Genomic DNA, 20443 nt, shown 5'->3' on the forward strand with positions numbered 1-20443 from the left:
GTGTGTCACCTTCCCCACGGTCACCGCGCGTCGCCCCCGACGCCTGCCCGACCGGCCCGGCGTGCCCGGAACCGGGCGGCGGTGAGCAGGCCGGACAGGCCGAGGACGGTCCAGGCCAGCAGCCCGGCCAGCGGCCAGCGGGCCGACCGCCAGTCGAAGTAGACGGCCGATTTGAGTAGGTCGGTGGCGAGGCCGGGAACGTTCCAGCGGTGCATGCCGCGCAGCGCGGCGGGCAGGAACTCGGGGGCGTAGATGCCGCCCGAGCCGGGGTTGCCGAGCACCACCAGCAGCAGGATCACCAGCCCGGTGCCGAGCAGCCCCAGCCAGCCCTGCACGGCGGCGGCGACCATCGCGGCGGTGAAGACGGTGAGCATGCCGACCGCCGCCACCGCGAGCAGGTCGTGGTCCCAGACGTCGAGGACCGGGCCGACCAGCACCGCGCCGATGGTCCCGAGCAGCACCGCGTGCACGGCCAGCGAGCCGATCCGCAGCCCGGCCCGGCGCAGCCCGCGCGGGGCGGTGCCGAGCGAGACGCCGAGCGCGGTCGAGGCCAGGTAGCCGCCGAGCACCAGCCCGACGGCCAGGTAGAAGGGCACCAGGCCACGCGGGTCGTCGGGGGAGACGGGCACCTGGTCGGTGACGGTGAGCGGCAGCCCGGCCTGCCGGGCGGCCGGGGTGAGGACCCCGGTGACCAGTTCGGTGGCGGCCGGCGCGGAGGCGCTGGCGGTGGCCAGGGTGAGTGTGCCGTCGGGGGCGGAGGTGAGCACGGCGTACACCTGGCGGGCGGTGAGGGCGTCGTCGGCCGCGCCGGGGTCGGCGTACCCGACGGGCTTGATCGTGTCGGTGCGTTCCCGCACGGTGGTCAGAAGCGCCCCGGCGCGCTGGTCGCCGGTCACCACCCCGACCGGCACGTCCCGGGGGTGCGGCTGGTGCAGCGCGCCGACGTAGGCCGCGATGAACGCGGTGGCCAGCACCAGCGTGCCGACCAGCAGCGCCGCCGTGCGGGGCAGCCAGTCCCGGGTCTGCGGCTCCTCGTCCACCGGCCCAGCCTATGGCCGCCATGCCCGACCTGCGGGGTTTTGTCGGGCCAAAACCGGTGGTGGTGGGCGGTAGGTTCCGCTCGTGACCCTTCCCGAATACCCCGCCAAGCCGAAGCCGGGCGACCGGGTCGCGGTGGTCTCCCCCTCCGCCGGCCTGGCGGGTCTCTTCCCCCACGTGTACGAGTTGGGCCTGCGCCGGCTGCGCGAGGAGTTCGGCCTGGAGCCGGTGGAGTACCCGACCACCCGGCAGACCCGGGCCGACCCCCGGGACCGGGCGCGCGACCTGACCGCCGCCTTCGCCGACCCGACGGTCACCGCCGTGCTCGCCACCGTCGGCGGCGACGACCTGATCACGGTCACCCCGCACCTGGACGACGCGGTGCTGCGGGCCAACCCGAAGCCCTACTTCGGCTACTCGGACAACACCAACGTCCTCAACCACCTCTACCGGCTGGGCATGGTGGCCTACCACGGTGGCTCGGTGCTGGTGCACCTCGGCCGACCCGGTGCGCCGCACCCGCTGACCCTCGACTCGCTGCACGCCGCCCTGTTCACCTCCGGCTGGTACGAGCTGACCCCCGCGCCGCAGTGGGGTGACGAACCGGGCGACTGGCGGGACCCCGCCACGCTCGCGGTCGAACCGCCGATGCTGCCCGGCGAGGGCTGGCGCTGGCGGGGCCCGTCGACGGTGGTCGAGGGCCGCACCTGGGGCGGCTGCCTGGAGATCCTGCACTGGTTGATGGCCGCCGACCGGGTCCCGTCGGCCGCCGACCTGGCCGGCTCGGTGCTCGTCGTCGAGACCTCCAACGAACTGCCCGACGCGCAGGAGGTGTTCCGGATCGTCCGGAACATGGGTGAGCGGGGACTGCTCGCCGCCTTCCCGGCGGTCGTCGTCGGCCGCCCCAAGGCGTGGGACTTCGCACGACCGCTGCCGGTGGCGCAACGGCTGGCGTGGGGTGCCGCCCAGCGGGGTGCCATCGTCCGGGCGCTGACCGCGTACCGCCCGGACGCGGTGGTGGTCTTCGACGTCGACCTGGGCCACACCGACCCGCAGTTGATCATTCCGTACGGCGGGGAGATCCGGGTCGACGCGGTCGAACGACGCATCGCCGTGCGCTACTGAACGGAACGCGGCCGGGCGTGGAGGTGCCGCACCGGGGTACGGCACCTCCACCGGGTGCCGGACGGCATCCCCGGTCAGCCCGACTGGGGGGTACGCGGGCCTCCCCGAACAGGTCCGCGTCTCCCTCGGCCGGCGCAACGTCGACCGACCGGGCTGGCTGTTCCATCCTCGGTCGGCACGCGGGTCGAAATCTTGAAGATTCGTGCGCGGTTCGGTTCGACCGGCGGCCCCGCCACGACGAGCGCCCCGCGACCCGGGGGCCGGCCGCCGGGGGCGTCAGTCGGTGGGTGCGAGCAGTCGACGCAGGCGGGCGGGCGGGTGGCCGACCCGCTCCCGGACCACCCGGCTCAGGTGCGCCTGGTCGGCGAAGCCGTACTCGGCGGCGATCGTGCCCAGCCGGGGTGGATCGGAGCGGCCCAGCAGGTCCAGCACCGCCCGGACCCGTAGTTCGTTGCGGTAGGCGGTGATGCTGCGCCCGGTGACCCGCTGGAACACCCGGCTCAGGTGGTGCGGTGAGCAGCCGACCAGCCGGGCGACCTCGGTGAGCCCCAGCGTGAAACCCGACGCGGCGAGCACCTGGCGGGCCTGGTCGGCGAGGCGTCGGTGGGCGGCCAGGGTGGCCGGTCGCCGCCCCACCGCACGGTCCAGGTCCGCGCCCGGGGCGCCCCGGCCCAGGGGGCTGCCGCTGAGCAGGGTGGCCAGGAACTGGTGGGTGTGCTCGGTCAGCTCGAAGCCGTCCAGACCGCGCCGGCTGCGGGCCACCAGCATCCGGTGCTCCAGGTCCAGCGCGGCGTCGAGCTGACCGTCCCAGCTGCGCCGGGTGAACCAGTCGCGGGCGTCCGGGCGTTCCTCGAGCACCTCGGGGCGGATCTCCAGGCACGAGTAGACGTCGCCGCAGCCGAGCGGGTGAGCCACGCTCATCTCGTCGCCGGGTCGGGTGAGCAGCACCGACGTCGCGTCGGCGAACGCGACCCCACCGTTGACCCGGCGCAGGTAGCCGCCGGAGCGCCCCAGGTAGACCCGGTAGCCGAGGTTGGGTACCGGGCCGACCCAGCCCGGCTCGTCGATCAGGCAGCGCACCTCGTAGAAGGTCATCCCGTCGGGCAGGCCCAGCCCCCGCCATCGTCCCTGGGCTGTCTGTTGGCGTGGGTCCGCGCCCCACTGCTGTGGCATTGGTCCTCCCCCGTTCCGGCACCGCCGCTGCGGGCTCGATTGTCTCCCTCGCGAGATAGGCTGGCGGCCATGCACCCCCCGGCCCGGCCGGGCGTGGGGGCATCTTCGTGCGCCCCGGGCCGACCGGCGGCTTTCCTGGAAGTGATCACTGATGCTCACCGGACTCTTCTCCGCCGCCCTGGCCGACCCGGGGCTGGCCCGGGCGCGTGACCTGGCGCGCTCCGGTGCCGCCCAGGTCGACGGGCTGGACCTGACCGCCCCGACCGCGCTGCGCCCGTTCGCCGTGGCCGCCGTCGCCGCCGACCCGGCGGCCGGTGGGGCCGGCCGGCCGGTGCTCGCCGTGACCGCCACCAGCCGGGAGGCCGACGACCTGGCCGCCGCGCTGGGCAGCCTGCTCCCGGCCGGGCAGGTCGCGGTCTTCCCGTCCTGGGAGACGCTGCCGCACGAGCGGCTCTCGCCCCGTTCCGACACCGTCGGCCGGCGGCTGGCCGTGCTGCGTCGCCTCGCCCACCCGGACGCCCCGGGCCCGCACACCGTCCGCGCCGACGCCGACGCCGGCCCGTTGCGGGTGGTGGTGGCACCGGTGCGCTCGCTGCTGCAACCGCAGCTCAAGGGCCTCGGCGACCTGGAGCCGGTGCAGCTTTCCGCCGGTGAGGAGGCCGACCTGGAGGAGGTCGCCCGCCGGCTCACCGACCTGGCGTACGCCCGGGTCGACCTGGTCACCAAGCGCGGCGAGTTCGCGGTACGCGGCGGCATCCTGGACGTCTTCCCGCCCACCGACGAGCACCCGTCCCGGGTCGAGTTCTGGGGCGACGAGGTGGAGGAGATCCGCACCTTCGCCGTCGCCGACCAGCGCACCATCGAGGGCGTACCGCAGCTGTGGGCCCCGCCGTGCCGGGAGCTGCTGCTGACCCCGGCGGTGCGTCGGCGGGCCGCCGCGCTCGCCGGGGAGCACCCGGAGCTGGCCGAGATCCTCGACAAGCTGGCCGAGGGCATCCCGGTCGAGGGGATGGAGTCGCTGGCCCCGGCGCTGATCGGCAGCGAGAGCCTGGAACTGCTGGTCGACACCATGCCGGCCGGCACCCACGTGCTGCTCTGCGACCCGGAGCGGATCCGCACCCGGGCGCACGACCTGGTGCGTACCTCGGAGGAGTTCCTCCAGGCGAGCTGGGCCGCGGCCGCCGTCGGTGGCCAGGCCCCGGTCGACCTGGGCGCCGCCGCCTTCAGGTCCCTGGCCGAGGTACGCGCCGCCGCCCGCGCCCTGCGCCAGCCCTGGTGGACCCTCGCCCCGTTCGGACTGGTCGAGGCGGACGCCGCGGCACCGGCCCGGCAGCCCTGGGAGGACGCGCCGACCGGGGCGGACGTGACCCCCGACGACGCGATCGCGGTGAGCCTGGCCGCCCAGCCGGCCCCGCTCTACCACGGTGAGACCGACCGGGTGGTCGACGACCTCAGGCGCTGGACCGGTGAGGGCTGGTCGGTGGCGCTGGTCTTCGAGGGGCACGGTCCCGCCCAGCGGGCCGTCGAGGTGCTCCGCGACGCCGGGCTGGGCGCCCGGCTCACCGAACAGGTGCCGGCCGCGCCCGCCCCCGGCGAGGTGCTGGTCTCCTGCGGCCGCCTGACCGCCGGCTTCGTCGACGAGGCGTCGAGGTTCGTGCTACTCACCGGCAACGACGTCACCGGCGGCCGGGGCACCACCACCCGGGACATGCGCAGGATGCCGAGCCGGCGACGCAACACCATCGACCCGCTGGAGCTGAAGGCCGGCGACTTCGTCGTGCACGAGCAGCACGGCATCGGCCGGTACGTCGAGCTGGTGCAGCGCACCGTCAACGGCGCGTCCCGGGAATACCTGGTCATCGAGTACGCGGCCAGCAAGCGCGGCCAGCCCGGCGACCGGCTGTTCGTCCCCACCGACCAGCTCGACCAGCTCTCCCGCTACGTCGGCGGCGAGCAGCCCACCCTGCACAAGATGGGCGGCTCGGACTGGCAGAAGTCCAAGGCCCGCGCCCGCAAGGCGGTCCGGGAGATCGCCGCCCAGCTCATCCAGCTCTACGCCGCCCGCAAGGCGTCCAAGGGGCACGCGTTCGCCCCGGACTCCCCGTGGCAGCGGGAGCTGGAGGACGCCTTCCCGTGGCAGGAGACGCCCGACCAGTTGGCCGCCATCGAGGAGGTCAAGCGGGACATGGAGCAGACCGTGCCGATGGACCGGCTGATCTGCGGCGACGTCGGGTACGGCAAGACCGAGATCGCCGTCCGGGCGGCCTTCAAGGCGGTGCAGGACGGCAAGCAGGTGGCGGTGCTGGTGCCGACGACGCTGCTGGTGCAGCAGCACTACAACACGTTCGCCGAGCGGATGAACCAGTTCCCGGTGACCATCCGGCAGCTCTCCCGCTTCCAGACCGCCAAGGAGAGCGAGCGGACGCTGGAGATGGTCGCCGACGGCACCGTCGACATCGTCATCGGCACCCACCGGCTGCTCCAGACGGCCACCCGGTTCAAGTCCCTCGGCATGGTGATCATCGACGAGGAGCAGCGGTTCGGCGTCGAGCACAAGGAGCACCTCAAGACGCTGCGCGCCTCGGTCGACGTGCTGAGCATGTCGGCCACCCCGATCCCGAGGACGCTGGAGATGGCGATCACCGGCATCCGCGAGATGTCGACCATCGCCACCCCGCCGGAGGAGCGGCACCCGGTGCTGACCTTCGTCGGGGCGTACGACGACCGGCAGGTGGCCGCGTCGATCCACCGGGAGCTGCTCCGCGACGGGCAGGTGTTCTACCTGCACAACCGGGTGGAGTCGATCGACCGGACGGCGCGGAAGCTGCGCGAGCTGGTGCCCGAGGCACGGGTCGCGGTGGCCCACGGACAGATGGGCGAGGAGGCCCTGGAGAAGGTGATGGTCGGCTTCTGGGAGAAGGAGTTCGACGTCCTGGTCTGCACCACGATCGTCGAGTCCGGCATCGACATCCCGAACGCCAACACCCTGATCGTGGAGCGGGCCGACCTGCTCGGCCTGGCCCAGCTGCACCAGATCCGGGGCCGGGTGGGCCGGGGCCGGGAGCGGGCGTACGCGTACTTCCTCTATCCGCCGGAGAAGCCGCTCACCGAGCACGCGCACGAGCGGCTGGCCACCATCGCCCAGCACACCGAGCTGGGCGCGGGCATGTACGTGGCGATGAAGGACCTGGAGATCCGGGGTGCCGGAAACCTGCTCGGCGGCGAGCAGTCCGGGCACATCGAGGGCGTCGGGTTCGACCTGTACGTCCGGATGGTCGGCGAGGCGGTGTCGGCGTTCAAGGGGGAGAGCACCGAGGAGGAGACGGACGTCAAGATCGATCTTCCGATCGACGCGCACCTGCCGCACGACTACGTCGGGGTGGAGCGGCTGCGGCTGGAGATGTACCGCAAGCTCGCCGAGGCGCGTGACGACGCGCGGCTGCACGAGGTGGTGGCCGAGATGACCGACCGGTACGGCGAGCCGCCCGCCCCGGTGCAGAACCTGGTCGCGGTGGCCCGGTTCCGGCTGCTGGCCCGCCGGTACGGCCTGACCGACGTGAGCATGCAGGGCAGGCACCTGCGGTTCGGGCCGCTGCCGCTGCCCGACTCGAAGCAGTTGCGGCTCAAGCGCTACCACCCGGACTCGGTCTACAAGTCCGCCACCGACCAGGTCAGCGTGCCCCGGCCGAGCACCCGCCGGGTCGGCGGCGAGCCGCTGCGCGACCAGGCGCTGCTTCAGTGGTGCGCCCAGCTCCTCTCCGACGTCCTCGGCGAACCGGCCGCGTTGGCGGGGGCGCGGGGATGAGGGGCCGTCGCCCGCCCGGCGCGGGGCGTCGGGCGGGCGAGGACGCACGGTGGGCGGCGTCACCGTACACAGGCAGGCATGAGAGAGTGACCGTCATGCGTGCACGCCGTCTCATCGCCGCCGCCAGCGTCGCGGCCCTGGGTGTCCTCTCCCTCACCGCCTGCGGCAAGGCGTCTCCTGATGTGGCCGCATACATCGGCGACAGTCGCTACTCGGTGGCCCGGGTGGACGCGATCTACAACGACGCGCAGACGAGGTACGCCGAGGCGGTGCGGCAGAGCGCGGCCCAGTCCGGCCAGACCCCCGGCCCGGAGCAGTTGCGGGCCGGGCTGACCCGGCAGGACGTGGTGAACCTGCTGGTCAGCATCGACCTGGGCAAGCGGGTCGCGGCCGAGAAGAACCTCCAGGTCCCCGACCAGATCACCCCGGACCAGCTGGCCCAGCAGCTCCAGATGCCGCCGCAGGCGGAGTTCGCGAAGCTGTGGGGCGAGTGGGCCGACCTGTTCGTCGTGCTCAGCCAGCAGTTGCCGCCGGCCGACCTGAGCGACGAGTCGGTGATGGCGGTCTACCACGCGATCGAGAAGACCGGCGGCATCGACAAGGGGCTGTCGGTGGCGCAGGTGCGGCAGCTCTTCGGCGACGGCGGTTTCGTGCGCACCTCCTCGGCGTTGAGCGCCGCGCTGGGCGAGCAGGCCGACAAGGTCGACGTCGAGGTCAACCCCCGGTACCGGCCGCTCGGCGTCCCCGCCTGGGTCAACAAGGGCCAGGAGCTGGTCTTCTACGCGCTGCCGTACATCGACGCGAGCGGCCCGGTGACCGACGTGTCGACGCCCGAGCCGGTCGCCAGCCCGACCCCGGAGCAGGGGCCGGCGGCCTCCTGAGCATGTCCGACCGGATCGTCCTGCTGGTCACGTCGCCCCGGTTGCCGGCCGGTCTGCTGACCGCCGCCGCCTGGGACACGCTGCGCTCCGCACCGGTGCTGACCGGCGCGGAGGGTGCCCAGGTCACGGCGGTACGCGCGGCCGGCGTCGAGGTCACCGTCGTCTCCGGCGGGGCCGGCGACGCGCTGCTCGACGCGGCGGCGGCGCACGGCACGGCGGTCTGGCTGGCCGGCCCGACCGGCGACGAGACCCTGGCCCGGGAGGTGGGCCTGCGGCTGGCCCGCGAGCCGGGGCTGGCCGAGCTGGAGCTGATGTACGGCTCGTGGGACCCGCCGGGGGCCCGGCTGCTCGACGCGGTCGAGGTGATGGACCGGCTCGCCTCGCCGGGCGGCGACCCGTGGAAGCGGGCCCAGACCCACCGCAGCCTCGCCGGCTTCCTGATCGAGGAGTGCTACGAGGCGTACGACGCGATCAGCGACGGCGACACCGACGCGCTGCGCGAGGAACTGGGCGACGTGCTGCTCCAGGTGCTGCTGCACGCCCGCCTCGCGGAGAACCTGCCCGAGGACGAGCGGTGGAGCGTCGACGACGTGGCCGGCACCCTGGTCGACAAGATGGTCCGCCGCAACCCGCACGTCTTCTCCGGTGCGCAGGCGGGTTCGCTGGCCGAGATCGAGGCGAACTGGGAGCGGATCAAACAGGCCGAGAAGGCCCGGGCGTCGGTGCTCGACGGCATCGCGCTGAGCCAGCCCGCCCTGGCCCTGGCGGCCAAGGTGCTGGACCGCGCCGGTCGGGCCGGGCTGACCGTGCCGCTGCCGTCCCCCGACGCCCAGCCCGACCCGGAGTCCCGCCTCGGTGCCACCCTGCTGGCCCTGGTCGCCGAGGCCCGCCACACCGGCCTGGACCCCGAGGCGGCCCTGCGCCGCGCCACCCTGGCCCACACCGCCACCCTCCGCACCACCGAACCCCCCACTTCGTCGGGTTGACCAGGAGGCTCGCGTCAACCCCGTGCGCTCCCGTGACGCGAACCCGTGACCACGAGGCCGGGCGGGTGCCCGGTGGCGCGAACCTCGTGGTCGGCGGGGCCGGGGCGGGGCGGTGGGGAGTGGGTAGGGTCGGGGGATGGGTGAATTCGTGCCGCTGGCGGAGCGGATCGTCGAGGCCGTGCTGGAGAGCCGACCCGGGTTCGCCACGTCGGCCGGGGACCACCGCTACGACGACCGGCTGCCCGACCTGTCCGCCCCGGCGGTCGCCGCCGACCAGGCGATGCTGCGGGAGGCCGCCGACGCGCTCGCCGAGGTCGACGCGGACTCCCTCGACGTCGAGGAGCAGGTCGACCACGCGCTGCTCGCCGCCCTGGTCGACCGGGAACTGTTCGAGCGCAGCGAGATCCGGGCCTTCGAGTGGGACCCGCTGGTGCACAACCCCGGCCCGCTGCTGCACGCGCTGCTCGCCCGCCCGTACGCGCCGGTGGAGCAGCGGCTGGCGCACCTGGTGGGGCGGTTGACCGCCGTACCCGACGCGTTGGCGACCGCGCGGGCGACGCTGCGGGACATGCCCCGGGTGCACGCCGAGACGGCGGTCGGGCAGTTCGCCGGCAGCGCCGCGCTGATCCGCGACGAGGTGCCGCTGCTGCTCGCCCGGGCCCCGGCGCTGGCCGGCACGGTGGAGCCGGCGGCGACGGCGGCGATCGCCGCGCTCGACGAGTTCGTCGGCTGGCTGCGCGCCGGGCTGGCCGCCGACACCGGGCCGGGCCGCGACCCCCGGCTGGGCCGCCGCCGCTGGGAGGCCCGGCTCTGGCACACCCTCGACACCGAGTTGGGCGCGGCCGAGGTGCAGCGCCGCGCCTGGGCCAACCTGGACCGGGTCACCGCCGAGATCCGCGCCGCCGCCGTCGAGCTGGTCGGTGGCCCGGCCGACGACGAGACGGTACGCCGGGCGCTGGACCTGCTCGCCGCCGAGCACCCCGACGACCACTCCATCGTGGACCTCGCCTCGGTCACCCTCGACGAGGCCGTCGACTTCGTCCGGGCGCACGACCTGGTCAGCCTGGTCGACGACCCGTGCGTGATCCAGGAGATGCCGGAGTTCGCCCGGGGTGTCGCGGTGGCCTACTGCGACTCGCCCGGCCCGCTGGAGCCGGCCGACCTGCCCACCTTCTACTGCATCGCGCCCACCCCGGCGGACTGGCCCGCACACCGGGTCGACTCGTTCTACCGCGAGTACAACGACCACATGATCCGCAACCTGACCGTGCACGAGGCGATGCCGGGGCACTTCCTCCAGCTCGCCCACGCCCGCCGGTACGCCGGCCCCACCCGGGTCCGGGCGCTGACCGAGTCGGGGGTGTTCATCGAGGGCTGGGCGGTCTACACCGAGGAGCTGATGGCCGGCCTCGGCTTCGGCGGCCTGCCGGTCCGCCTCCAGCAGCTCAAGATGCAGCTCCGGATGACCATCAACGCCCTGCTCGACCAGCTCGTCCACTGTGACCAGATGACCGAGGCGGACGCGTTGGCGCTGATGACCGAACGCGGCTTCCAGGAGGAGGGCGAGGCGGCCGGCAAGTGGCGGCGGGCGCTGCTCACCTCGACCCAGCTCTCCACGTACTTCGTCGGCTACAGCGAGATGGCCGACATCGCCGCTGCCCGCCCGGCCGGGGTGCCGCTGCGCCGGTGGCACGACGCGATGCTCGCCCACGACTGTCCGCCGCCACGCCACCTGCGCACCCTGCTCGGCGTCTGAGCCGGCCGGGGCCGGCTCAACCGCGGGCGGCGACCGCGTCGACCAGCCAGCGGGAGATCGAGTATGCCGGGGGCAGCTCGGCCGGCAGCGCGTCCACCGGGAACCAGCGGGCCCGCACCAGCTCCCGCCCGTCCACCTCCGGCTCGGCGGTGGGGTCGGCGGCGGTGGCGGTGAAGCCGGCGAGCAGCACCCCCGGCCCGGAGATCGCCCAGGGCTGGCTGCCGAAGTAGTCGACGCTACCGAGGGCCAGCCCGACCTCCTCGGTGACCTCGCGGCGGACCGCCGTCTCCAACGACTCGCCGGCCTCGACGAAGCCGGCGACCAGCGCCCACAGCCCGGTCGGGCCGGACGCGTGCCGCACCAGCAGCAGCTCGGTGGGGCCGCCGGCCGGGCCGGGGCGGGTGATCGCCGCCAGCACCGCCGGGGAGAGCCGTAGCGGCACGTACAGGTCGCAGGCGGGGCAGCGGCGGGCCGTCTCGCCTGGCACGTCGGCCAGTTCCGCCCGGCAGGCCCCGCACCAGCGGTGGGTACGCCGGAAGGTGACCACGGCCACCGCCCGCCCGGCGAGCGTGGCGAGCGGTTCGGGCAGCTCGGCGGCGAGCGCCCGCCAGCTGCGCCAGCGCCCGGCCGGTCGGGTCGCCCCGTCCGGTGCCGCCGCCCAGGCCGGCACCCCGTCGAGCGTGCCCACCGGCACCCAGCCGGGCCCGGCCGGCAGTTCGCCGACCCGGGGCAGGCCACCGTCGGGGGTGGTGAGGAGCCGGTGGCCGGCCACCAGCAGGCCCAGGTCGCCGGGCGCGGGCGCCGGGTCGACGGCGGGGGTGGGGTCTGCGGGCGGGGGGGCCGTCACGACGTCGCCGGTCGGCGGTCGGTCACCCCGGCGCCGGCGGGCAGGTCGAACGCTGTCGGTGTCACCGAGTCGGTGTAGCGGTCCAGGGTCAACTCGACGGGCTGGCCGTCGAGCACCCCGGTGAAGCTGCCGAGCACACCCTCGCTGGTGACGCAGGTGTCGAAGTTCCCGGCGGCCCGGCGGACCTCGACGCAGGTGGCGTGGTGCCCGGTGATCGTGGTGTCGGTCTGGGTGACCTGGGCGCGCGGGTCCAGGGCGGCCTCGGTGAGCAGCCCGATGACGGCGGGCGGGGTGACCAGGCCGGCCTTGCGGGCCTCGGTGAACAGCGGCACGGCGGCCTTGCCGGACATCAGCACCGGCGGCTCGACCGTGCAGGTGGTCCGCCCGGCGGTGGTCCCGCACCTGGTGATGGCCTGCTCGGAGACGGTGATCTTGCCGGCGGTCCAGGTGTACGCGGAGCGGGCCGGCTCCTTCGTCTGGGCGATCGTGAAGTTCCGGCCACCGGCGAGCCGGTACTCGGCCGTCCAGGTCCGCACCAGCGACTCGTCGAGCCGGGTGGCGAGGTCGTTGACCAGATCGGCCCGGCCGAGGGCACGGCCGGCGTCGTCCAGGGTCTGACAGCCGGTGACGGTGAGCGACGCGATGACCGACACGGCGAGCACGCGGAGGGTGGTCGAGACGGCGGGCATGGCGACCAGCGTGGTCGATCGGGTCCACCGCGCGCAAACCGGTTGCCGGTTGAGGGGTGAGAATCCGGGAATGTCCGTCTCGGTGGGTCGATTAGGGGTGGGCTACGTGTGCCCGGACGCCGTGGGTCGGGGCGTCGCCCGATACGCTGCGTTCAACACCTGCCTCAGCCGCACCGTCGCGGCCCATACCGGATTCGCACACACGAACGAGGAGCGACTCAGTGGCAACCATCGAGGGAATCGTCGCCCGGGAGATTCTCGACTCGCGGGGCAACCCCACGGTCGAGGTCGAGGTAGGGCTGGACGACGGCACGATCGCCCGCGCCGCCGTACCCTCCGGCGCCTCCACCGGCGCCTTCGAAGCGGTCGAACTGCGCGACGGTGACAAGGGCCGCTACCTGGGCAAGGGCGTCGAGAACGCGGTCGCCAACATCGAGGACAAGATCGTCGACCAGCTCATCGGCTACGAGGCCAGCGAGCAGCGGCTGATCGACCAGAAGATGCTCGACCTCGACGGCTCCGACAACAAGGGCGAGCTGGGCGCGAACGCGATCCTCGGGGTCTCGCTGGCGGTGGCCAAGGCCGCGGCCGGCAGCGCCGAGCTGAGCCTGTTCCGCTACCTCGGCGGCCCGAACGCCCACCTGCTGCCGGTGCCGATGATGAACATCCTCAACGGTGGGGCGCACGCCGACTCGAACGTCGACGTGCAGGAGTTCATGATCGCGCCGATCGGGGCGTCCAGCTTCCGCGAGGCGCTGCGCTCCGGGGCCGAGGTCTACCACGCGCTGAAGTCGGTGCTCAAGAAGAAGGACCTCTCCACCGGCCTGGGCGACGAGGGTGGCTTCGCCCCCAACCTGCCCAGCAACGCCGCCGCGCTGGACCTGATCGCCGAGGCGGTCGAGAAGGCCGGCTACCGGCTCGGCACCGACATCGTCTTCGCCCTCGACGTGGCCGCCACCGAGTTCTTCGACAACGGCACCTACACCTTCGAGAGCGCCGCCAAGAGCGCCGAGGAGATGAGCAACTACTACACCAAGCTCATCGGCGACTACCCGATCGTCTCCATCGAGGACCCGCTGGCCGAGGACGACTGGAGCGGCTGGGCCACGCTCACTGCCGCCGTCGGCGACCGCATCCAGATCGTCGGCGACGACCTGTTCGTGACCAACCCGCAGCGCATCGCCCGGGGCATCGCCGAGAAGGCCGCCAACGCGGTGCTCGTCAAGGTCAACCAGATCGGTTCGCTGACCGAGACCCTGGACGCCGTGGACCTGGCCCACCGGGCCGGCTTCAAGTGCATGATGAGCCACCGCTCCGGCGAGACCGAGGACACCACCATCGCCGACCTGGCCGTCGCCACCGGCTGCGGCCAGATCAAGACCGGTGCCCCGGCCCGGTCCGACCGGGTCGCCAAGTACAACCAGCTCCTGCGGATCGAGGAGGAGCTGGGCGACGCGGCGCGGTACGCCGGCGTCGGCGCGTTCCCGCGTTACCGTTCGGCCTGACCCGGGCGAACCTCGGGGGGAGGGGTGTGACGATGCAGCAGCGCCGCACACCGGGTGGCCAACGCCCGGCCCGCCGGCCGACCGGTCGGCCGGGCGGGGCCCGGGGCGCCCGCACGCCGCTGCGCGACGGCGGGGTCCGCGCCGAGGCGCGGACCACCGCGGCCCGCTCGCGCGGCGTCGACGGTGTCCGGTCGGCCAACCGCCCGGCGGCGGCGCGCCGGACGGCGGCCGGCGGCACCATCCGCCGGCTCGCCGCACCCCACCCCCGACGGTTCACCGGCCGGGCCACCGTCCTGTTCGCGGTGCTGCTCGCGCTCGCCCTGGCCTACACCTATCCGGTCCGGGTCTACCTCGACCAGCAGGTCGACATCGAGCGGATGGAGGCCAGCCAGGCCGCCCAGCGCGAGGAGATCGCCGAGCTGTCCGCCCAGGCGGCGAAGTGGCAGGACCCCGAATACATCAAGATCAAGGCGCGGGAACGGTTCTACATGGTGGCCCCGGGCGAGACCCCGGTGATCGTGCTCAACGACGCCGACGGCGCGGCCCGCGACGCCAACGGCGGTCGGCCGCCGGCCGCGCCGAAGGCCCCCGCCCCCTGGTACGACACCCTGTGGTCGAGCGTCCGGGCGGCGAACGGCGAAGCCGCCGACCAGTGAGCAGCAGCACCCGCTTACCGAACGAGAGATGGGCACCGTGACTGTCGTACCACCGCAGGAGCCGGCGGCGGACTCCGTACCCCCGCCGGAGCACCAGCCGGCCACCGAGGCCGACCTGGCCGCGGTGGCCGCGCAGCTCGGACGCCCGCCCCGCGGCACCCGGGCGGTGGCCCACCGCTGCCCGTGCGGCCTGCCCGACGTGGTGGAGACCACCCCCCGGCTCGCCGACGGCACCCCGTTCCCGACGCTGTTCTACCTGACCTGCCCCAAGGCGACGGCGGCGTGCAGCCGGCTGGAGTCGGCCGGGCTGATGAAGGAGATGGCCGAGCGGCTCGCCGAGGACCCGGAGCTGGCCGACCGGTACCGGGCCGCGCACGAGGACTACCTGGCCCGCCGGGCCGCGATCGGCGAGGTGCCGGAGATCGCCGGCATCTCCGCCGGGGGGATGCCCGGCCGGGTGAAGTGCCTGCACGTGCACCTGGGCCACGCGCTCGGTGCCGGCCCCGGGGTCAACCCGTTCGGCGACGAGACACTCGCCCTGGTGGAGAAGTGGTGGGCGGCCGGGCCCTGCGTGGACGTGCCGGCGGCCGGGTGAGATGACCGACGAGATCGTGGTACGCCGGGCCCGCACCGGCGACGTACGCGGCATCCGCCGGCTGGTCGACACCTACACCGACGACCGGCGGCTGCTCAGCAAGGCCACCGTCACCCTCTACGAGGACGTGCAGGAGTTCCGGGTCGCGGTCACCGGCGACGGGCGGGTGGTCGGCTGCGGGGCGCTGCACGTGATGTGGGAGGACCTCGCCGAGATCCGTACCGTGGCCGTCGACCCCGCCTGCCGGGGGCGGCGGCTCGGCCACCGGATCGTCACCGAGCTGATCGACGCCGCCCGGGAGTTGGGCATCGCCCGGATCTTCGTGCTCACCTTCGAGACGGCGTTCTTCGGCGCGTTCGGGTTCACCGAGATCGACGGCGCCCCGGTGCCGCAGCCCGTCTACGAGCAGCTGCTGCGCTCCTACGACGAGGGCGTCGCCGAGTTCCTCGACCTGGAACGGGTCAAGCCGAACACCCTGGGCAACACCCGGATGCTGCTGCGCCTCTAGCCCCGGCTGTCTTGACCCGGCCCGGCACCCTGGGCCGGTGACGATCCTGCGCCGGTTGGTTGCCCTGCCCGCCGCCCTGGTGACCCTGTTCGCGCTGGTCGGGGTGGCCCGGCTGATCGCCCCGGCGACCGGTGGCGTCGACCGCCAGCCGCCCGGGGTGGACCGGCAACTGGACTACCTGCGGGCCGAACTGGACGACGGTGCCGGCGAGGACGCCCAGGCGATGTTCCCGGAGGGCTGGTTCTTCGCCCACGCGCTGTACGGGCTGGCCCGGGTGGAGACCGGCCTGCGGCAACCACCGCAGGGACGCGACGAGGCGCTACGGGAGGCCCGGTGGGCGCTGGCCCGGCTGGAGTCCCCGGCCGGCACGGCCCCGTTCAGCGCCGACCTCACCCCGGCGTACGGCGTCTTCCACGCCGGCTGGACCAACTGGCTGCGCGGCGGGGTGCTCGCCCTGCAACCGGCGTCGGAGCGGGACCCGGCCGAGGTGCGCCGGTTCACCGAGGCGTCGACCACGCTGGCCGCCGCGTTCGACGCCTCGGCCACGCCGTACCTCGCCGCCTATCCGGGGCAGGCGTGGCCGGTCGACTCGACGGTGGCGGTGGCCTCGCTGCGGCTGCACGACCATCTGCTGCCGCCCCGGTTCGACCGGACCACGGCACGCTGGCTGGACGGGGTACGCCAGCGGCTCGACCCGCGTACCGGTCTGCTGCCGCACCGGGTCGACCCGGGCACCGGCGCGCCGGCCGAGGTGGCCCGGGGCACCTCGCAGAGCGTCATCCAGCGGTTCCTGCCGGAGATCGACCCGACCTTCGCCCGGGAGCAGTACCTGACCTTCCGCACCGGGTTCGTGGTGTCGCCGCTCGGGCTCGGCCCGGCCGTGCGGGAGTATCCGCGCGGTCTGGACGGCCCGGGGGACGTCGACTCGGGGCCGCTGCCGCTCGGGGTGAGCTTCTCCGCCACCGTGGTGACCCTCGGCGCGGCCCAGGTGCAGGGCGACGACGCGCTGGCCGGGGCGCTGGCCAACTACGGCGAACTGGTCGGTTTTCCGCTGGACACCCCGCACACCCGCCGGTACGCCTTCGGTCTGCTCCCGATCGGCGACGCCTTCCTAGCCTGGTCGAAGACCGCCCGCCCGTGGGTCTCCGCGCCCGCCGACCCGCCACCGGCGACGGTGGACCCGTGGTGGCGGGCGCCGCTGCTGGCGCTGCTGGTGCTGCTCGCCGTGCTGGCCTGGGTGCCGTGGCTGCTGCTGCGACGACTGTCCCGGCGTCGGTGACCGCCGCCGGTCGGTGTCGGCCGTGGGCGGTCGGCGGCTGCGCGTGCCCGGTCGGTGCCACCGTGCCCGGTCGGTGCCACAGCGCCCGGTCGGGGGTGCGCGTGCGCGGTCGGTGCCGGGGTGGGCGGTCGGCGGCTGCCGTAGGGTTGCTGCCGTGACGACGCGTGTGGCCGCCATCGACTGCGGGACCAACTCCATCCGCCTGCTGGTCGCCGACCTGCCCGACCCGTCGGCCGGGCCGCAGGCCCCACTGGTCGACCTGGCCCGCCGGATGGAGATCGTCCGGCTCGGTCAGGGCGTCGACCGGACCGGCCGGCTGGCCCCGGAGGCGATCGAGCGGACCCGGGTGGCACTGGCCGGGTACGCCGCCGAGATCGACAAGTTGGGCGTCGACCGGGTCCGGATGTGCGCCACCTCGGCGTCCCGGGACGCCAGCAACGCGGCCGACTTCCGGGCCATGGTGGAGCAGACCCTCGGGGTCGCGCCCGAGGTGGTCAGCGGCGACGAGGAGGCACGGCTGTCGTTCACCGGCGCGGTGCGGGGGCTGCCCGCCGACGCGGAGCCGCCGTACCTGGTGGTCGACATCGGGGGCGGCTCGACCGAGTTCGTGGTGGGCACCCGCGACTCCGGGGTGCAGGCGGCGATCTCGGTCGACATCGGCTGTGTCCGGATGACCGAACGGCACCTGCACGGCGACCCGCCGACCGCCGACGAGGTCGCCGCCGCGCAGGCCGACATCGCCGCCGCCGTCGACCGGGCGCTCGCCGCCGTCCCCGGCCGGGAGGCCGCCACGCTGGTCGGGCTCGCCGGTTCGGTCACCACCGTCGTCGCCATCGCCCAGGACCTGCGGGAGTACGACCCGCAGCGCATCCACCACGCCCGGGTGCCGTACGAGCGGGTGGCCGGGGTGACCGCCGACCTGCTGGGCCGGACCGCCGCGCAGCGGTTGGCGATCCCGGTGATGCACCCGGGCCGGGCGGACGTGATCGGAGCGGGCGCGCTGGTGCTCAAGGTGATCATGGAGCGGGCCGGGATGTCCTCGGTGGTCGCCTCCGAACACGACATCCTCGACGGCATCGCCTGGAGCCAGCAACCCGTCTGACGGCTGACCAACAGCCTCCCTCCGCCCTCTCTCCGTCCTCGCCCGCTCGACATCGAGCCCCGTGATCAAGAGGTTTGCGTCAAGAACCCCGTCGGGGATGACGCCAACCTCTTGGTCACGGGGCCATGGCGTGGTGATCAAGAGGTTGGCGTCGAGAATCCGGGCGGGGATGACTCGAATCTCTTGATCACCGGGCCGGGGCCGGGGCCAGGGGGCGAGGCGGGCCTGGGCCGCCGGGCCGGGGCAGGGGGGCGAGGCGTGCCGGGGCCGGGGGGCGAGGCGTGGCCGGGGGCCGGGGGCGGGGTGGGGCGGGGGTTCGAGCCTGGTATCGCGTTGTTGACGGTAGTGCGCAGTGCGCAGTAGTGTGTCATGCGTGGACACCACACAACTACTCAAGGGTGTGCTCGACCTGGCCGTATTGGCCGTGTTGCGGGATTCCGACGGCTACGGCTACGACATCCTGCGCCGGCTGCGCGAGGCCGGGCTGGAAGAGGTCGGCGACGCCTCGGTCTACGGCACCCTGCGCCGGCTCTTCGCCGCCGGCCTGCTCACCACCTACGTCGTGCCGAGCGAGGCCGGCCCGCACCGTAAGTACTACGCGCTCAACGCCGCCGGCCGTGACCAGCTCACCCGCTCCGGCAAGACCTGGCGCGCGTTCGCCACGACGATGGACCAGCTGCTCGACGATCGGGGGATGGCGGCATGACCGTCACTGGGCAGGAAATCACGGACTACGTCGAGCGGGTGCGGGCGGCGCTCGCCGACCTGCCACCGCAGGCCCGCGAGGAGTTGACCGAGGACCTCCCGGAACACCTCGTCGAGGTCGCCGCGGAGGCCGACGGTTCCCTGGTCGACCGGCTCGGCACCCCCGAGGCGTACGCGGCGGAGCTGCGCGCAGCCGCCGGGGCGGGTGACCCGGCGGCCGGCCGTCGGGCGCTGGAACGGCGGATCGCCGCCGCGCTGGGGCGGGCCCGGGCCCGGGTCGACCGGCTCGACAGTCGGTTCGGCCCCGTGTTCGGGCACGCCACGGCGGGGGAGTTCCTGCGGCTGTTGCGCCCGGCGTGGTGGGTGGCCCGCGCCTACCTGGCCGCGATGCTGCTCACCGCGCTCAGCACCGACGGGCCGCTCGGCCTGCTGCCCCGGCTCGACGGTAACGAGTTCGTCGGCCTGCTGATGTTCGCCGGCCTGCTCTACGGCTCCGTCTGGTTGGGTCGGCGCACCCCCGAGCTGCGGTCCTGGCGGCGTTGGGCGTTGCACGCCAGCTCGGCGGTGCTGGCGCTGTTCGCGATCGGCGCGGTGGCGGACGTGGACGACCACGCCCGCTCCGGTTACGACTACGGCTACGAGTCGACCTCGGTGGACAACCCGTACAACGAGGTGCAGGACGTCTACGTCTACGACAGCGAGGGGCGGCTGGTGGAGAACGCCCGGCTCTTCGACCAGAACGGCACCCCGATCCGGCTGGGCTGGCCGGCCTGCGACGATCCCGCCCTGCCCGACGTCAACCCGGTGCAGCGCGGCTACCCGTACTGCCCGCAGCAGGCGCCGTTCCGGCCGCGACCGCCGGCCGTCGCCCCGCTCCCGCCCGGGTCCGGCGTGGGCCCCGGCGGGTCGCCGTCGCCGACCGCGCCGGGCAACCCGGTGCCGACGGCCACCGCGCCGGGCACCCCGGTGCCCACCGGATCCGTGCCGGTCGCGTCGCCCTCGGTGTCCGGGCCGGCGGGGGTGCCCCTGCCCACCGCCACCAGCTGACCTGTCGTTCCTGGGAAATAGCTGAACGGACGATGGGGACGGGGCAGCACGCGCTGATCTTCGTCGCTACGTTGTCGTCTGCTCATTCACCCCTCGGAAGGAAATTCAGTGTCAGAGCAGGTCGCATCGTCCCCCGCGCCGCAGGCAGAGCAGGTGGGCCAGCCCGAACCGGTGACCCCGGCCTCCGCCGCGCAGCCGGAGGAGCGCAAGGGTGGCGGCGCGAAGAAGGCGCTCGGCATCATCGGCGCGATCGTCGCCTTCCTGGTGATCGCGGCGCTGAAGTTCGGCGTCGCCAATGCCATCGGCAACTTCCTCAACCCCGACGAGACGGCCGAGGCGAAGGCCGGCGACTGCATCGCCGAGCTGCCGGAGGTGACCGGCACGCAGGAGAAGTCGGTGAGCGACGCCAAGGTGGTGACGTGCACCTCGACCGAGGCCGTCTACAACGTGGTCGGCCGGGTGGAGGAGCAGACCGAGGCGCAGGCCAAGACCGGCAAGGCGTGCGAGCAGTACATCAAGGAGGGTGAGGACGGCTACGTCTTCTACAACATCGCCCCGGGCGGCAAGGGCTACCTGCTCTGCCTCACCAAGAAGGCGTGACCGGCAGGGCCTGACCGGGCCGGCCGGCAGGGCCTGACCGGGCCGGTACGACGATCCGCCGACGGCGGCGCGGGAATCCCGCGCCGCCGTCGGCGTGTTGCACGCCACCGTTCGGTGAACGGGAGGTATATGCCACTGTTCCGGCA

General features: G+C 74.0%; 18 protein-coding genes. 14 read left to right on the plus strand and 4 right to left on the minus strand.

Annotated elements, in window-relative coordinates:
- Positions 1-20: 20 nt before the first annotated feature.
- Positions 21-1040 carry a hypothetical protein gene (locus ACN268_RS26335; protein WP_421485559.1) on the minus strand — a complete coding sequence of 340 codons (1020 nt, stop codon included), beginning with the start codon at positions 1038-1040 and terminating at the stop codon, positions 21-23.
- Positions 1041-1122: 82 nt separating this feature from the next.
- On the opposite strand from ACN268_RS26335, the gene ACN268_RS26340 reads away from it, so the two are divergent.
- Entirely contained in the window at positions 1123-2163 is a 1041-nt protein-coding gene (locus ACN268_RS26340; protein WP_421485561.1) for a S66 family peptidase, read from the plus strand.
- 276 nt (positions 2164-2439) lie between these two features.
- On the opposite strand, the gene ACN268_RS26345 is transcribed toward ACN268_RS26340, so the two are convergent.
- A complete protein-coding gene (locus ACN268_RS26345) occupies positions 2440-3336 on the minus strand; it encodes a helix-turn-helix domain-containing protein (protein WP_421485563.1) in 897 nt (298 codons plus the stop codon).
- A gap of 151 nt (positions 3337-3487) precedes the next feature.
- Here ACN268_RS26345 and mfd point away from each other — a divergent pair, with 151 nt between their 5' ends.
- The 4 genes from mfd (at position 3488) to ACN268_RS26365 (ending at position 10764) form a co-directional block, all read left to right on the plus strand.
- On the plus strand, positions 3488-7141 hold the full coding sequence (gene mfd / locus ACN268_RS26350; protein ID WP_421485565.1) for a transcription-repair coupling factor: 3654 nt from the start codon (positions 3488-3490) through the stop codon (positions 7139-7141).
- Between the two features lie 95 nt (positions 7142-7236).
- Positions 7237-8022 (plus strand): hypothetical protein, encoded by a 786-nt coding sequence (locus ACN268_RS26355; RefSeq protein ID WP_421485566.1) that lies wholly within the window; start codon positions 7237-7239, stop codon positions 8020-8022.
- Between the two features lie 2 nt (positions 8023-8024).
- Positions 8025-9008 (plus strand): nucleoside triphosphate pyrophosphohydrolase, encoded by a 984-nt coding sequence (locus ACN268_RS26360; protein WP_421485568.1) that lies wholly within the window; start codon positions 8025-8027, stop codon positions 9006-9008.
- Between the two features lie 136 nt (positions 9009-9144).
- Positions 9145-10764, plus strand: a complete 1620-nt coding sequence (locus tag ACN268_RS26365) for a DUF885 domain-containing protein (RefSeq protein ID WP_421485570.1) — start codon at positions 9145-9147, stop codon at positions 10762-10764.
- Positions 10765-10780: 16 nt separating this feature from the next.
- Here the strand turns inward: ACN268_RS26365 and nudC are convergent, their stop codons facing one another.
- Entirely contained in the window at positions 10781-11611 is an 831-nt protein-coding gene (gene nudC, locus ACN268_RS26370) for an NAD(+) diphosphatase (protein ID WP_421485572.1), read from the minus strand.
- Complete coding sequence (locus ACN268_RS26375) at positions 11608-12300, minus strand: hypothetical protein (RefSeq protein WP_421485574.1); 693 nt, start codon at positions 12298-12300, stop codon at positions 11608-11610. The genes nudC and ACN268_RS26375 overlap by 4 nt, the downstream gene beginning before the upstream one ends.
- Positions 12301-12521: 221 nt before the next feature.
- Between ACN268_RS26375 and eno the strand changes: the two genes are divergently transcribed.
- The 9 genes from eno (at position 12522) to ACN268_RS26420 (ending at position 20297) form a co-directional block, all read left to right on the plus strand.
- Positions 12522-13805 carry a phosphopyruvate hydratase gene (eno, locus tag ACN268_RS26380; protein ID WP_421485576.1) on the plus strand — a complete coding sequence of 428 codons (1284 nt, stop codon included), beginning with the start codon at positions 12522-12524 and terminating at the stop codon, positions 13803-13805.
- 32 nt (positions 13806-13837) lie between these two features.
- Positions 13838-14461: a septum formation initiator family protein gene (locus ACN268_RS26385; protein WP_421485578.1), complete on the plus strand. Its 624-nt coding sequence runs from the start codon at positions 13838-13840 to the stop codon at positions 14459-14461.
- A gap of 37 nt (positions 14462-14498) precedes the next feature.
- A complete protein-coding gene (locus ACN268_RS26390) occupies positions 14499-15056 on the plus strand; it encodes a DUF501 domain-containing protein (protein ID WP_421485579.1) in 558 nt (185 codons plus the stop codon).
- A 1-nt stretch (position 15057) separates the two neighbouring features.
- Entirely contained in the window at positions 15058-15564 is a 507-nt protein-coding gene (locus ACN268_RS26395; RefSeq protein ID WP_302740766.1) for an amino-acid N-acetyltransferase, read from the plus strand.
- Between the two features lie 37 nt (positions 15565-15601).
- Complete coding sequence (locus ACN268_RS26400; RefSeq protein WP_421485580.1) at positions 15602-16843, plus strand: hypothetical protein; 1242 nt, start codon at positions 15602-15604, stop codon at positions 16841-16843.
- A 166-nt stretch (positions 16844-17009) separates the two neighbouring features.
- Positions 17010-17945, plus strand: a complete 936-nt coding sequence (locus ACN268_RS26405) for an exopolyphosphatase (RefSeq protein WP_421487000.1) — start codon at positions 17010-17012, stop codon at positions 17943-17945.
- Between the two features lie 373 nt (positions 17946-18318).
- The gene (locus ACN268_RS26410) at positions 18319-18651 is read left to right on the plus strand and encodes a PadR family transcriptional regulator (RefSeq protein ID WP_088642881.1); all 333 of its coding nucleotides are present in this window, start codon (positions 18319-18321) and stop codon (positions 18649-18651) included.
- The gene (locus tag ACN268_RS26415) at positions 18648-19697 is read left to right on the plus strand and encodes an HAAS signaling domain-containing protein (protein WP_421485582.1); all 1050 of its coding nucleotides are present in this window, start codon (positions 18648-18650) and stop codon (positions 19695-19697) included. The genes ACN268_RS26410 and ACN268_RS26415 overlap by 4 nt, the downstream gene beginning before the upstream one ends.
- A gap of 108 nt (positions 19698-19805) precedes the next feature.
- Entirely contained in the window at positions 19806-20297 is a 492-nt protein-coding gene (locus ACN268_RS26420) for an LppU/SCO3897 family protein (protein WP_421485583.1), read from the plus strand.
- Positions 20298-20443 lie beyond the last annotated feature (146 nt).

Origin of the sequence: Micromonospora sp. WMMD735, from assembly GCF_049178995.1 — a bacterium.
Taxonomy (GTDB): domain Bacteria; phylum Actinomycetota; class Actinomycetes; order Mycobacteriales; family Micromonosporaceae; genus Micromonospora; species Micromonospora wenchangensis.